This is a genomic window from Nostoc foliaceum FACHB-393, from assembly GCF_014698505.1.
Classification (GTDB): Bacteria; Cyanobacteriota; Cyanobacteriia; order Cyanobacteriales; family Nostocaceae; genus Nostoc; species Nostoc foliaceum_A.
In genome coordinates this window covers 207,515-221,824 of sequence record NZ_JACJTD010000005.1, presented here as the reverse complement: position 1 = coordinate 221,824, position 14,310 = coordinate 207,515, and the positions used below count along the sequence as shown (strand labels likewise).

General features: G+C 43.0%; 8 protein-coding genes. 1 reads left to right on the top strand and 7 read right to left on the bottom strand.

Annotated elements, in window-relative coordinates; all coding sequences use genetic code 11:
- Positions 1-124: 124 nt before the first annotated feature.
- Positions 125-1,354 carry an FUSC family membrane protein gene (locus tag H6G92_RS07290; protein WP_190892297.1) on the bottom strand — a complete coding sequence of 410 codons (1,230 nt, stop codon included), beginning with the start codon at positions 1,352-1,354 and terminating at the stop codon, positions 125-127.
- 761 nt (positions 1,355-2,115) lie between these two features.
- Between H6G92_RS07290 and glgP the strand changes: the two genes are divergently transcribed.
- Positions 2,116-4,329 carry an alpha-glucan family phosphorylase gene (gene glgP, locus H6G92_RS07285; protein ID WP_190892296.1) on the top strand — a complete coding sequence of 738 codons (2,214 nt, stop codon included), beginning with the start codon at positions 2,116-2,118 and terminating at the stop codon, positions 4,327-4,329.
- Between the two features lie 140 nt (positions 4,330-4,469).
- Here glgP and H6G92_RS07280 read toward each other — a convergent pair whose 3' ends face one another.
- From H6G92_RS07280 to H6G92_RS07255, 6 genes are all read right to left on the bottom strand, one after another.
- Positions 4,470-4,709, bottom strand: coding sequence for a hypothetical protein (locus H6G92_RS07280; protein ID WP_190892295.1), 240 nt, complete (start codon positions 4,707-4,709; stop codon positions 4,470-4,472).
- Between the two features lie 228 nt (positions 4,710-4,937).
- Positions 4,938-7,103 (bottom strand): pentapeptide repeat-containing protein, encoded by a 2,166-nt coding sequence (locus tag H6G92_RS07275; protein ID WP_190892294.1) that lies wholly within the window; start codon positions 7,101-7,103, stop codon positions 4,938-4,940.
- A gap of 57 nt (positions 7,104-7,160) precedes the next feature.
- The gene (locus H6G92_RS07270; protein ID WP_190892293.1) at positions 7,161-8,153 is read right to left on the bottom strand and encodes a HEAT repeat domain-containing protein; all 993 of its coding nucleotides are present in this window, start codon (positions 8,151-8,153) and stop codon (positions 7,161-7,163) included.
- A complete protein-coding gene (locus tag H6G92_RS07265; protein ID WP_190892292.1) occupies positions 8,153-9,229 on the bottom strand; it encodes a HEAT repeat domain-containing protein in 1,077 nt (358 codons plus the stop codon). The genes H6G92_RS07270 and H6G92_RS07265 overlap by 1 nt, the downstream gene beginning before the upstream one ends.
- Positions 9,230-9,231: 2 nt before the next feature.
- A complete protein-coding gene (locus H6G92_RS07260) occupies positions 9,232-11,292 on the bottom strand; it encodes a HEAT repeat domain-containing protein (RefSeq protein WP_190892291.1) in 2,061 nt (686 codons plus the stop codon).
- Positions 11,293-11,781: 489 nt separating this feature from the next.
- On the bottom strand, positions 11,782-13,479 hold the full coding sequence (locus H6G92_RS07255; protein WP_190892290.1) for a DUF1565 domain-containing protein: 1,698 nt from the start codon (positions 13,477-13,479) through the stop codon (positions 11,782-11,784).
- Positions 13,480-14,310 lie beyond the last annotated feature (831 nt).

The window sequence follows — 14,310 nt, the reverse complement described above, 5'->3', positions numbered from 1 at the left end:
TCGGCAGTAGGGGTTCAAGGATTTCCCACTCTTCGTCTGTTAGGCTGCTAGAGTACGGCATGACTGCTGGATACGGCTTTTGCGGTAACTGTACTTCAAGATAGTAAAAGATGTCAAATGGATTCTATAAGATTACGCCTACAGCTAGAGTTACAGCAATGCGGAGAGCATGGCGAAATATTGCTGATTCTAAAGTGAGGTTTTCTTTGAGTAAATTTAAGAGCGATCGCTGTTCGTTGTTAACTAAAAGATGTGTATCTACATCTCGGCGACTGATTTTGCTGTGATCTACCAGAGATTTAGCTGTCTGAGCGGTATATTGCAATTGCTTGATCAGCTTTTCAATCATCAGCACTAGGTTAGTGAAAGCAACGAGAGTTGTGTAGTCTGTCTCACTCCCAGCAATTGCTTTTCTTTGCAGATTTTCTTGTTCCTTCAGTGCCTCGCAGATGCGGCTAAGATTTCCCAGATCGATGCTGGCAGGCTTACCTGATATGACTTTTGCTATGGCTTGCAGAACGACTGATATTTGTTCGAGTGCATCGTCTACTAATTGCTGGACTGCGTGATATTGCTGATGTTGGAAATGAGTTTCGAGTAACTCTGTTAAGGCAATAACTGAGCCAAGCAAGCGATCGCCATCCTGAATGAGCACTAACAATTGCTCATCCATCCAACTCCGAGCCGGCTGTCCAATCCGTACAGTACCTAAAGTAGTCCGTGCTGTCTCTAATGCCTGTCTAATTTCGAGAATATTTTCAGGTGTTGTCACCTTACCGAGAAATGCCTGAATGTAGTTGGCAATTGCGCTGAAGCAGTTAGCCAAAGCTATTCGTAGTGGGTCATAAGGTCTAAAAGGCCACATTACTAAGGAAAGTAACATCGCCCATCCACCTGCAATGAGACATAACAGCGATCGCATCAGTGCAATTTCCAAGTTTCCTGGCTGTGCGATCGTGGAAATAAATGATACCCCTACCACCAGACCGACATTTGCACCAGCATTACCGTACAGCGACGCAAAACCTGAAGCAAGTCCCCAGGCAAATGTCAGCACCACAGCTAACGCTGGAACTCTAGCGACTAGAGTACCTACAAATACTGAAACAGCGATTCCTAAAGTAGCTGCCGCCATCGCCTTAGCTTTGATTTGGTAAGGGCCACCAACATTCGCTAAGTTGACAAAGTAAGCCATCAAACCCACAAATAATCCGCTTTCCCTTTGGTTGATTAGTTGCCCAATTAGCATGGGAACTCCCAACGCTAATGCAGCTCGTAAGCCGTTGGATATTGCTGGTTTTCCTGGCTCTGACTGGATCAGCAACCTGAGAAAATTACTTCGATTCAACTGCATTGTTTTTCTTAAAAAAACAAAATTTTTATCTGGATTTGATTAAAAATCTTATATATTTAGATTTATTTTAATTCATAGTGTGAAAGTAAAAGCTTTTCAAAAAACTGAACACCTTTCCTCTTTAACCGAAGCGTATTGACCATACTCCTACGGGGAAGAAAGCTACGCGCAGCGTCTCCTTTAGGAGAACTTCTAATTTAAACAAGCCTTTGCTCAGACTTTCCTCCGTGTCCCGTCAGTTGCTACAAGTCGGGGAACCCGCCCAATGTTATTTCCTAACTCGTGTGTAAGTCCTATGAATATTAAGATGCACATTTTGCCACTTGATGATTCAACCTTCATTCTTATTTAACAGATATGATCTTTACCAGTAATAACGGTAAAATTGCTGTAATTGCCGTATAAAAAGCATTATCTTGATGCAAATAGTTGTAGTCAAAAGTGAGTGCCATCAAGACATATCAATAATTTTAGTTGCTGATTGTTAATATTTAAATAAATATTAACAATAAAACAAAATAATTAAAATAATGTCAACGAATTTGATAGAAAAAAATATCAAACCTGTCCAAAAGTAGAGATAATTTTTAGAAGACGAAAACAATAACAACCATTTACTTGGATAAGGTTTGATGTCGATAAACTGCTCTGACTTCAGGGGAGGATTCATTTATGAATCCTCCGGGGTCATAAACCTGAAGAGGAATCGATTGTGAGCAGGTGAAATAGAGAAAAGTTAAGCGCGAGGACATTGATTAAGTATGGCTAATAGTAGTGCAATCAACGCAGCACGACGCTTGAGTGAAAAGTTACCTTTGCCGCTCAAGCGTTTAGCAGACTTGGCTTATAACTACTGGTGGAGTTGGAGTGGCGATCGCATCTCTTTATTCCAAACAATTGATCCCCAAGAATGGGAACGCTGTGGGCATAATCCAGTAGCAATTTTAGAATCAGCTAGCTATGAGCGTCTCACCCAACTAGCAGAAGACCCATTTTACTTAAAGCAGATATCCGCCCTCGCGCGTGAGTTTGACCAATACATCAACCAGCAAGATACTTGGGTCAGTCGAGTTGCACCGCAAGTATCCAAAGACCACCCCATTGCCTACTTTTGCGCCGAATTTGGCATCCATGAATCCCTACCCGTCTACTCTGGTGGCTTAGGCATTCTCGCCGGGGATCACCTGAAATCATCATCAGATTTGGGTGTACCGATGGTTGGTGTTGGCTTGTTGTATCGCCAAGGTTATTTTCGGCAACGCTTGAACCGGCACGGTTGGCAAGAAGATTATTATATTGACAATCCCTTCCAGAAGATGCCCTTGGAGTTAATTAAAAATGAGCAAGGGGAACCAGTCACTATCCAGCTACAAGTTCGCCAACGGTTTGTGAAAGTGCAAATCTGGCGAGTGCAAGTTGGGCGAGTGACATTATATTTATTAGATAGCGATCGCAACGATAACGATCCCATTGACCGTTGGCTAACGGGACATCTATACGGCGGTAACTTGGAAACCCGCATCGCCCAAGAAGTCGTTTTGGGAATTGGTGGTGTTCGCGCCCTACACGCCTTAGGAATTGAACCTTCTGTCTATCACCTCAACGAAGGACACGCTGCATTCTGCACCTTAGAAATTGCGCGGCTAGAAATTGAACGCACTGGTAAATCTTTCTACGACATCGAAGCCAAGGTGCGAAACAGTTGTGTATTTACCACCCATACGCCCGTTCCCGCCGGTCATGATGTCTTCTCTCCCGATTTAATAGATTCTTTCTTTGCCAGCTATTGGCCGCAATTGCGACTTTCCCGCGAACAATTTTTAGCATTGGGTGCAAGGCGACTGGGCGATCCTTGGGAACCCTTTGGGATGACCGTTTTAGCATTACGGATGTCTCGTGCTTGCAATGGCGTGAGTGAATTGCACGGTCAAGTTTCCCGTAAAATGTGGACAGTTCTCTATCCGCAGCGATCGGAAGACAAAGTACCAATTGGTTACATTACCAATGGCGTTCATGCACCCACTTGGACTGCGCCTCTATTGGGCGATTTATATAATGAGTATCTGGGAGAAGACTGGAAAACTCGTGCCGTTGATCCTAAGATGTGGGCTAAAGTTGATGACATTCCCGACGAGGAACTGTGGTCACGGCATCTTATTCTCAAAGAAAGATTGGTTGCCTTCACCCGTTATAAGGTGAAGAAAGCGCGGGAGTTGCGTGGCGAAAATTACGAACTCATTCAAGCAACTGAAAGCTTACTCGACCCCAACGTTTTGACCATTGGATTTGCCAGACGCTTCAGCCCTTACAAACGCGGGGATCTGATTTTGCGCGATGCTCAACGCGCACTGAAGATTTTTGGTAATCCCCAACGTCCAGTACAGATTATCTTTGCAGGGAAAGCGCACCCAGCCGATGAAGAAGGTAAGCGGATTATTCAGCGTTTGATGGAATGGTGTCACAATTCCGGGATTATCAATCGAGTCGCTTTTATTGAAGATTACGACATTTACACTGGTCAAAAACTGGTGCAAGGTGTTGATGTTTGGTTGAATAATCCTCGTCGTCCCTTGGAAGCGTCTGGTACAAGTGGGCAAAAAGTCTGCTTTAACGGCGGTCTTAATTGCAGCGTCTTGGATGGCTGGTGGTGCGAAGGCTACCAAGCTGGAAAGGATGGCAAAGGAATTAACGGTTGGGCAATTGGTGAAGATGCTCATACTAGCGATCAAGAATTGCAAGATCGGATTGATTCGCGATCGCTTTATCAGCTCTTAGAAGAAGAAATCGTTCCTCTATACTATGACCAAGATGCCCAAGGCATTCCCCACCGCTGGGTACAGATGATGAAAACGTCCATTAAGACAAATGCGCCGTTATTCAACACCGACAGAATGATTGCTGACTACGTTTCACAAGTGTATGTCCCAGAGATTTCTAAAAGTGTGGAACCGATTTTAGCTAAAGTTCTGCTTTGATAGGACTTAGGCAAAACTACACGGTGTAGGGGCAATTCATGAACATTGGTGTCAACTTAACGTGAAATCTCCTTGCTAAAAACGTTTTGTCCTCACCCCCAGCCCCTCTCCCCAAGGGCTACGGTGTACACACAAGTCTTTTAAAGTGGCTGTGTAACGTAGGGTAGGTTAATTTTTGCAGGTCGATGCATCAAAGGTGCAGGTCGATGCATCAAAGGTGCAGGTCGATGCATCAAAGGTGCAGGTCGATGCATCAAAGGTGCAGGTCGATGCATCAAAGATGCAGGTCGATGCATCAAAGGTGCAGGTCGATGCATCAAAGGTGCAGGTCGATGCATCAAAGGTGCAGGTCGATGCATCAAAGGTGCAGGTCGATGCATCAAAGGTGCAGGTCAAGAGACTTATATGTAGACCGTAGCTCCCCAAGGGAGAGGGGAGGCAGATATCTAATTCCCCTTCTTCCAAGGGAGAAGGGGTTAGGGGATGAGGGCGTGAGGTGATGTGTAAAACACATACCTGATATAGCTTTCAGCTTAAGTTGACACCATTTATAAATTGCCCCTACTTATCTAAACTGTATTGGAGTATAAACAGCGTTCTACGAAACTTTACGGTAGTCCCAAAACCTTAGTAATAATTGGTAATAATTTACCGCAAATCTCAACCAGGTTTGTAGCTTCCGACAAACTTGCAATTGTTCCCTTGAGAACCTTAACCGCTGTATTTGCCATTTTCTTAAGTGGTGCATCCTGAGGCTTTTGACCAGCTTCTGCCAATACCTTAAGTTGTTCTAATGCCTCAGCTTTATCTTCTTGACTTAACTGGGTTTCAGCTTCGATCGCCCCTTGCAATTGAGTCAGTAATTCCTTCAGTCCTGGTTGATCTGGTTCATCGCTACTGGGTAGTTGTCCGATGGCATTTGTGACATCGCCACTAATTGCCCCTAAATTCACCACACCACTGACATCAGTGATATTACCTTGCACTAAACCACTAACAGTACTGCCTTCGATGTTGATTGAGCTTTTTTCAGACACGGTATCCCCCAGGTTGTAATAGGTTTCTACGTAAAATTTGTTACTATCGATTGCTGTCTTGACCATTTGCTCTAGACTCCGAATTCGCTCATCTTTTTGGGCGATTTCTGTCAATAGAGTTTGTATATCACGATAAGATAACTCTTTAATTTCATCATAGGTAGCAAAATAACGGGCACTGAGTTGAGATCGATCGACCGCATCCGTAACAACTGCTTGGAGGCGAATCTTCTCTCGTCCCCTTCCCTCCAAAGCAACTACTTCTAGCCCAGCTTCTGGATACTGCTGTGAAAGTTGCTTCAAGGCGATCGCCGCAGCCGCAGGATCGATGCCCTGATGGTGATAGAGGTCTAGAGTTTTGAATGTATGGGCGATCGCCCGCGGATCGACATTCTGCTGGCGATATAATCCCAGCGTTTTCAGGATGGGAGCCATGAAATCTGAAAAGTCACCGTCTTTAAAGGTTTCCTGGCGATTGTCCGGTTTACGGCAGGGATCGGGATCGTCTTTAGTAGGTAGTTGCATATAGATGTATTCACACTTCACCTCCTCCATACAAGTATCAGTGGAAATACCCCAATCCTGAATGTAGGCTCCCGTCAAGCAGGTATCGGTCAAATTAGCCCGGTAAAGCTGAGTTTGTACTAATTTTGCTCTGGAAAGGTCAGCATTTTGTAGGTTTGCTTCACTTAAATCAGCCCCAATCAAGCTGATATCGATTAAATTTGCATCTTGCAGATTTACTCCCCGCAGATTGCAGTAGTCAAAATTCTGTTCTCGACCATCTTTGGTGACTACCAATTGCCGAATTGCAGCATCGTCGAGATAGGTGTCTTCTAACCGTCCCTGCTCTAGTTGCTTTGCTTGAAACCAACAGGTACGAGTTAGTGTTGCCCCGCGAAAATCTGTGTTTTTGAGAATCGCTCCTGTAAAATCAGTATTGGTGAGGTTAGCTCCTCGAAACATTGTTCCCTGAGTCGATATTGCCACCGCAAGACTGCGGAGTAGGGTATAACGTCTGCTTCCTTTCCAAGCACGCCATCCAGTATAACCACTTAGGCAGAGCATCACCAGCGCGATCGCTCCTGCAACTACACAGGCAATCACAAAGATTTGGTCAGACTCAATTCCAGCAATACCAAATTGAGTGCCTACAGCCGCACTGAGAACAGCCAGAATAGCCATAATTACTAAAGCTCTGGTTGCAATCATCACTAGCATTAGGGCAACTGCTAAGGCTCCCACCATTACCCCGGCGACAGCACTCACAATCCCAATGGTTTGAACAAGGGCAACAACAGCAACCTCTTGGGAGGCGATCGCCGCAAATAGCGCCGCAATCACAGCAATAGAAACGGCTGTTCCCCCAGCTGAGGCTAACCCTTTACGAAAAGTGATTGCAGTAAACACTCCCAGGAGAGTCAGAGCCACAACTCCAGAGGGAAACGAGTGTGGGTTGAGCTTATTTCCTAATGCAATCAAGCTGGCGATAACTCCTGCGCCATAGCCACTCATGAAACCTGAGAGGATTGCCAAAAAAAGCGCAAGCGCAACAAGTGCGATCGCCACTCGTCGTCGTAGACCTGCTTTCGTTTGGCTGAAATTAGCCCCAACTAATGTAGCGTTAGTAAAGTTTGCACCTCGAATATCAGCACCACTGAAGTCCTGTCCAGACAAATCCTGTCCCTTGAAGGAACGCCCTCGCAAATTCTGATATTGGAACGTTGTCGGCTGCATCTTTGAGTACAAACCATTGCTTAAATTGAGTCTACATCTCAGGTAGCCAGATTATGCTTAATTTTTGCACCTTGGTATCACTCGCTTCAACCAACTGACTCGGCAAATAGCAGGACGATTACTGTTTATATGGGATTGGAGGTTTGCAGCTAACTTTACTCCACCCTCTAAACACTCAAAATCACTGACTCCTTCAGGACATTGGTTGAGTTCAGCATACAAATAATCAATCATACCAATCGCTTCCATTGCATCAACAATACTAAGAAAGGCAGTCTCAGCATTAATATCTCTATTCCAAGCTTGGCGATTATCGGTACGGGCAATGTAAAGTTTATTTAAGGCATCAAACAGGGTTTCGTATAGTTGAAAAGAAAAAGTTTGCAGCCTTGCTTCGCCTTCCTTAGATAAGTTGACGTAGCGATAACCATTTTGCTCAGTCACCACCGTATACATTTCTTCATATCGCTGTAAAGCTGATGCGCCAATTTGCCCAATCGCATAAGCAGCACTGGTAATCACTGCTCGATCTTCATCCTTTAATCGTTGACTCAAGCTAGGAATAGCAGCTTCAGCAGCCCATCCCATTTGTCCAAGTGCATAGGCAGCATTTATTTGGACAGCGTTACTTTCATCGTCTAACACCTCTATTAAAGCTGGAATTGCGGCGATCGCTTTTGTACCAATTTCGCCAATTGCCAAAGCAGCATTTGCTCGGATATTTTCACGTTTACTCTTTAATGCCTCAATCAAGGCTGGTACGGCTGATACTTTACATTGAGATACTAAGGTATAATAAGACGCTCTATAAATAGCGAGTTGCGAAGGAAAATCTAGCTGTTTAATGTAGGTTTGAATCTCAGAATTAGAACAGATTCGTGGTGCCGGAATTGGCACATCCTTGAATAGAAATTCTGAATTTTCCTCATTATTGGATTGAGAAATTTGTGGAAAGACTTGTGAAGAGAATAGAACAAAAGCAGCCAGCCATGATGAAAGTACAAGAAAAGCTTGCAAAGTTATTTTGAAGAATTGTTGGTAATGAAACATCAACGACATCTCCATAAAATTCGACGCATTAAGCTAAATCGACATATAGCGGGTTGTCTTGCAATTCCTCGTGAAGTCGCTGCTTCTAGGGCAAGTTCTGCTCCACCTGATTGCAATCCAGATATGCAATATTCATCACGGTTTTCTAATGCAGAAAGCACTTCTTCCGCTGCCCTTCTCTGACCATTAGAATACAGAAAATAAACTAAATCACATGTATTTTCAAGAGTTATTCTATTCTTACGGAAGGAATCAAGCAAAAATGGAGTAGCTCTCTCTACCGCATCCCTCACGTTTGGATTCTTCTCTAATTGTATGAGAGCTATAGCTCCAAAATTAAAACTTATTTTCCCGTGCTTAATTGCTTCTATCAAAGCATTAATTCCTTCCTTTCCCGTCTGTCCTAATGCGTTAATAGCTTCAGCCTGAACAATTCTGGTGTCATTTCCAATGAGTCTGATTAAGTTTGGAATGGCAATCCGGGCATCTAGACCAATTTCACTTAAAGCTTCAGCAGCAGCAGATCGAATATTTTCATCGTCATGACTTAACGCTTTCACAAGAAGCGGAACAGCATTTTGGATATCAATATAAACTTGCTGTGGAGGGTTAGTAGTAATTAAGAATATGAGTCCCAAGGCAGAATCATCTAAAGCTCTAATAGCACTGTCATAAAGAGGTGACTTTTTCTTTATAGCTGCTTTAACTAATACAGAGATAGCTTCTTCTGAGCCGATTTGTCCTAATGCTCTAGCTACAATCCGACGAACTATTATTTTTTCTTTTTCATTCTCAAAAACTTTAATCAAAGCAGGAACAGCCTGTGATCCACAACTAACCAACTCCTTAAGGATAGAAGCGATTTCAATTGATGAACCTTTTAAAGTCTGTAATTGATTAATTAAATTCTCAATTCTGGTGTTTGTGCATATCCTTTTACTTTCTTTCTGGAGCTTTTGGTTATTATTCAAGTTAATTACCGAGTAATTAAAATTAATTTTAAAAAAATAACAATTAGTAAAACATGAAAATAAAATAACTGAATTTAGACTAAATTGAATTACAAAATTAATCATAACTAACTAATTTTGAGTGGTTTACGACATCTCCAAAGAAATCTTTGCATAAAGGTGATACGACAAATAGCTGGTGTTGGTGAAGTTTCTTGCAATAAACGCACCATTGCTGGCCCATCTGCACCGTTAACCAGAGAAATCAAATTCTTTAGTTCAGAAAATAATACTGAATTCTCTTGCTCGAATTGATTGAAAAACAAATTTGCTTCATTGGAAGTATGAAATTTTAGCAGCGTTATAAAAGTAAAACCAAGTAGATTTAACTCATCATTTGATAATTTAGAGAATAAATATTCTCGCAATTGTTCCTTGGAAAGGCGCAACCCCAGATGATAAGCCGGATGTTGTCTTACAAATTTAATTAAACTGGAAATTGCAACAGATGAACCACTTGTGAATCCTAAAGCGATCACTGCATCAGTACGCAGTGCTATATCCTGATTTTCATCCTCTAAAATTTTGATTAGTGGAGATTCTAAATCTGCCAAACCTATTGCCATAGATGCATTTCCCCGAAGGCGGATATCTTGATTTCCGTCTTTTAGAATCTCTACTAATTGAGAAATTACTTGAGGAGTCAACTGTCTCTTGAAATAAGAGGAAGAGGTTACTAATCCTTTTGTATAGTAGTTATAGGGATAAAGAAGTTCAGAATAACGCCGAAGTACTGCCGGAATCAGCAAAAGACTTGCTTCAGAAGTCAAACTAGGTAGGATTGTGGGGTTAAAGCGACCTACCAGCGTATCAGCTATCATTACATTTTGCCAACTCTTATCAAATGCAATAATTTCCAGTAGTGTAGGCATTGCGGCTGGAGTAATTTGCCTCAGTGTTTCAGCAGCATTGTTCAGTACTGTCAAATCTGACTCTAAAGAACTTTGTCTAACGATCGCCCGAATTACTCTTGGGTCATCTGGCGCAATCTGTCCCAACGCATGAATGGCAGATCCGCGTATACTAGGATTGCGATCGCTCAATACTCCCAATAATGCAGGAATAGCTCGACGTGCGTGTTTCTCCATTTGCCCCAACGCATAGGCTGCCATGCTGCGAACCTTTTCATTGTCGTCTCGTAGTGCTGCAATTAAGACGGGAAGTGCTTCTCTTGCTTCAGCCGTCAGAGAACTTAGCCCGATCGCTGCACTGGTTTGAGTCGCTTCATTTCCTGTTTTTAACTGTGTAATTAAAACGGTAATAGCTTCCCTTGAACCGATTCGCCCTAACGCACAAGCAGCCGTGTCTCGAACCGAGCTACTTTCATCAAACAGAGCTGCGGTGAGAACTGGAATTGCAACTTGTGCTTTGTTTCCTAGCTGAACCAGAACATAGGCTGCGATCGCTCGTGTCGGCTCGTGTTGGCTTTCGAGTGCTTGGGTTAACAAGGAAATATCGGGTTGAGAATTTGAACTCAGTTGATCCAGTAGAGAACGAACTGTGCTGCGTCTTTGTGCATTGTTGCTTCTAAGTGCTTCTTGAAGAAAACTGATAACTTGATTTGGCACTGCTGGATCAATGCGACGTAATGCTTCCATTCCCACTTTGCTGACTTCTAGATTCTTATCTGCGACAGCCACAGTTAGAATAGGAACGGCATCTCTTGCTTGTGGATTAATATCAGCGATCGCTCTCAATGCACTATCACGGATATCTGAGCGATTCTGCTGAACGAGCCTAATTAGTGCAGCAATAGCCTCTTGAGAACCGATCTGACTCAAAACTCTAGCCGCAGCACGACGACTAAGGGTATTTTTGCTTTCATCTTCAAGCAGTTGAATCAGAGGGACAGTTGCCGCAGTGCCACACTCTAATAAAATTTGAGTGGGTTCAACAATTTGAGATTGCAGCCGTTCAATAGTCTGAGAAATTTTCAGGGAGCTACACGCTTGTTTGTTAATCTGTGCAGAAGCCATTAATATAGTGACCTCTGCGTGATCGACTTCTGATAAACGAGTGTGAGTAGCTTGAGTAGTAGAGGGAACAAACATAATCGGTAAAGTTGTCATAATTGCAATTTCTAGAATTGCTAACAAGACACTTGGCTGCTTGTCATTACCAAATGTCATTATCCTCCCAACTACTCTTTTCCTCAAAGACATTGACGGATTTTCCTAACCTTTATCCCTACTGCTGCAAGGCTAGCATAGTTCAGTAGGTAGATAAGATCATACCAATTAAAAATTAAGAAAGCCTAATTTAATCTGGTTTTTCAGGCTTTTATGTGTCATATTATTTTTTCAAATTGGTATCAGTAAACCGAAAAGTAGGGAAAAAGGGAAAGGGTAAATTTATTCCTGTTTTCCCTTCCCTTTTCCCCTTTCCCAATTCATGAATTGCAGGGTGGTTTCATACAAGCAGAAAAAAACTAAAACTGGGTTTCAAAGCCTCTACCACTGTGGGGGAGAGGTTTGGAGAGAGGGAAAAAGCCTGGATACAAAACGAGAAATCAAGACTTATGTATTTTTCTTTTTTTGTATTAAACCACCTTGCTTTCCCAATTCATCAATTGCCCCTACGAAAATTATGCGATTTTACAAAACAAACCAGTTTTAAAATTAAGCAGTCAAAATATAAGGCGAGTCAATCGCAGCTACACGACCAGCATCTACCAAGGCTTGATAGACCATCACCGCTACCTCTGCGCGTGTAGCATCGCGGGTAGGATTGAGTTGTTTGAGGTTCGGATGATTGACGATAATTTCCTTTTGAGTAGCCTTGATGACTTCATCCTTAGCATAATCAGGAATCTTTGCTTGGTCATCGAAAGTTTTGGTAGCGGTTGCACTATCAGCAGATAACCCCAATCCATTCACCAAGGAAACAATCACTTGCACGCGCTGGATATTTTTGTTAGGGGCAAAGGTATTGTCAGGAAAACCAGAGAGAAATGAACCTTGATATGCCTGCTGAATTACCTTGGATGCCCAGAAATCTGCTGGTACATCTTTGAATTTGATTACGGGGCGGTTTGGCGATGGGTTGAAAGCTTTTACCAGTAATGCGGCGTATTGCGCCCGTGTCATCGTAGCATCAGGTTTAAATGTGCGATCGGGAAAACCATTAACTATCCCAAATTTGACTAATTCCCGAATAAAGCCACCTGCCCAATGATTACTAATATCGGTTAATTCGATAGTAGGCGTGGGTGTCGGAGTGGGAGTCGGAGTCGGAGTGGGAGTCGGAGTCGGAGTCGGAGTCGGAGTCGGAGTCGGAGTGGGAGTCGGAGTGGGAGTCGGAGTGGGAGTCGGAGTGGGAGTCGGAGTGGGAGTCGGAGTGGGAGTCGGTGTCGGAGTGGGAGTCGGCGTAGGCGTAGGAGTCGGTGTCGGAATGGGAGTCGGCGTAGGCGTGGGAGTAGGAGTGGGAGCCGGAGTTGGTGTTGGAACCGAACTATCTGCAAACTCTACGTTTCCTGTGACTTTAGACGCATCTATTTTATTTCCCACAGAAACCAGCTTGTTGGAACTGGCATTTTGCAAATCAAATTTACCATTACTGCGTAGAGTATTGCCTCCTAAATTATTGGTAGTGCCGATATCCGGTAGGGCGGTTCCAATTACTGTGATACCATCGTCAGTGTTATTTTCACAGACATTGTTACGCAATACAGGACGAGCACTGCCAGAGATGACGATTCCAGAACGGTTTTCGGAAATTTTGTTATCTCGAAGAATGGGTGATGCAGTATCACTAATGGCAATGCCAAAACCTGTTTTGAAGCAGGTATTACCTTGAATTTGACCTTTGGAATTTTTAGCGATCGCAATTCCATTGGCTGCATTCTCACTGAACACATTACCTAGAATAACTGGGTTAGCATCACCTGTAGCAAAAACTCCCTCCCGCTTACAGTTTTTGAAGGTGCTATTAGCAACAGTAGGGGCAGTTGATTCAATCCAGATACCAGTACCGCGACTAGCAAAATTTGTTACAGTCACTCCCCGCAGTTCGGCTTTATCCAGCAGCACGAATGTGACATTCTGACCAGCAAAAGTACGGCTTAGATAATTACCACTCCCTTCAATCAAAATGCCACTGCCTTTATTGGTTTCATTACCCACCACAGTTACCCCAGATGGAACCGTTAGGGGAAAGACTTCACCGCTAGCAGCATTATAATTACCATCTGCCAGTTGAATCTTAGTGTTATCTGTAGCTACCTTAAGGCTTTGGGTAATAGTTTTGAATGGGGCTTGTTGGCTACCAGGGTTGATATCATTACCTGATACAGGATTTACGTAAAAAGCTTGAGCCATATTTATACTTTAATAAAATACATAGCTATCCTAGCGCTAACCATGAAAGTGGGTAGCGGTTGATGCATTAAGTAACTTAAAGTACTTCTCGCCGCAAAGTTAAAAAGTTATGCAAATTCTTTCTACAAAACCAAAGTCGTTGTAAATCCTCCTTTTTAAGGAGGACTTTGAGAGGTCTTTGCTCCCTTTTTTAAGCTACGGTGTACACACAAGTATTTTGACTTGCACCTTAGTTGCATCGATTTGCACCTTAGTTGCATTGACTTGCACCTTAGTTGCATCGACTTAAACCTTAGTTGCATCGACTTGCACCTTAGTTGCATCGATTTGCACCTTAGTGGCATCGACTTGCACCTTAGTTACATCGATTTGCACCTTAGTTGCGATCTGCAAAAATTAACCTACCTACATTACGCAGTAACTCTAAAAAACTTGTGTGTATACGGTAGCCTTTTTAAAGGAGAGTTGGGTGGATTAAAATCCTGTGGGGCAACTCTAGAAGACTTGTGTGTACACCACGTAGCCCTTTGAGAGAAGACCACACTACTTCACCGCGCTGGCTTCCCTTAAAAACAGGACTTAATTCTCACCTTCTCAAGCAGGGTTAGGGAAGAGCAAGCCTTAATCCAAAGCATTGCGATTGGTTTGATGAAGTTAATAAAAAGTAGCAAACAGCTAAATATTTATTAACTCCTTCCGCATGAGTCGTAGGAAACAAACTCTAAGTTCGAGAATTTATTGCCCCGTTTAGACACGCCCGTTTTATTATTGAACACTTACACACTAATGTCTTCAGCTACCTGAGATATAAATATCATCGCCAGTGTTTTA

What these genes read in the sequence shown, in the direction of transcription:
- H6G92_RS07290 (WP_190892297.1), bottom strand. Translation starts at nt 1,354, where the DNA reads ATGCAGTTGAATCGAAGTAATTTTCTCAGGTTGCTGATCCAGTCAGAG.
- glgP (WP_190892296.1), top strand. Translation starts at nt 2,116, where the DNA reads ATGGCTAATAGTAGTGCAATCAACGCAGCACGACGCTTGAGTGAAAAG.
- H6G92_RS07280 (WP_190892295.1), bottom strand. Translation starts at nt 4,709, where the DNA reads ATGCATCGACCTGCACCTTTGATGCATCGACCTGCACCTTTGATGCAT.
- H6G92_RS07275 (WP_190892294.1), bottom strand. Translation starts at nt 7,103, where the DNA reads ATGCAGCCGACAACGTTCCAATATCAGAATTTGCGAGGGCGTTCCTTC.
- H6G92_RS07270 (WP_190892293.1), bottom strand. Translation starts at nt 8,153, where the DNA reads ATGTTTCATTACCAACAATTCTTCAAAATAACTTTGCAAGCTTTTCTT.
- H6G92_RS07265 (WP_190892292.1), bottom strand. Translation starts at nt 9,229, where the DNA reads ATGATTAATTTTGTAATTCAATTTAGTCTAAATTCAGTTATTTTATTT.
- H6G92_RS07260 (WP_190892291.1), bottom strand. Translation starts at nt 11,292, where the DNA reads ATGACATTTGGTAATGACAAGCAGCCAAGTGTCTTGTTAGCAATTCTA.
- H6G92_RS07255 (WP_190892290.1), bottom strand. Translation starts at nt 13,479, where the DNA reads ATGGCTCAAGCTTTTTACGTAAATCCTGTATCAGGTAATGATATCAAC.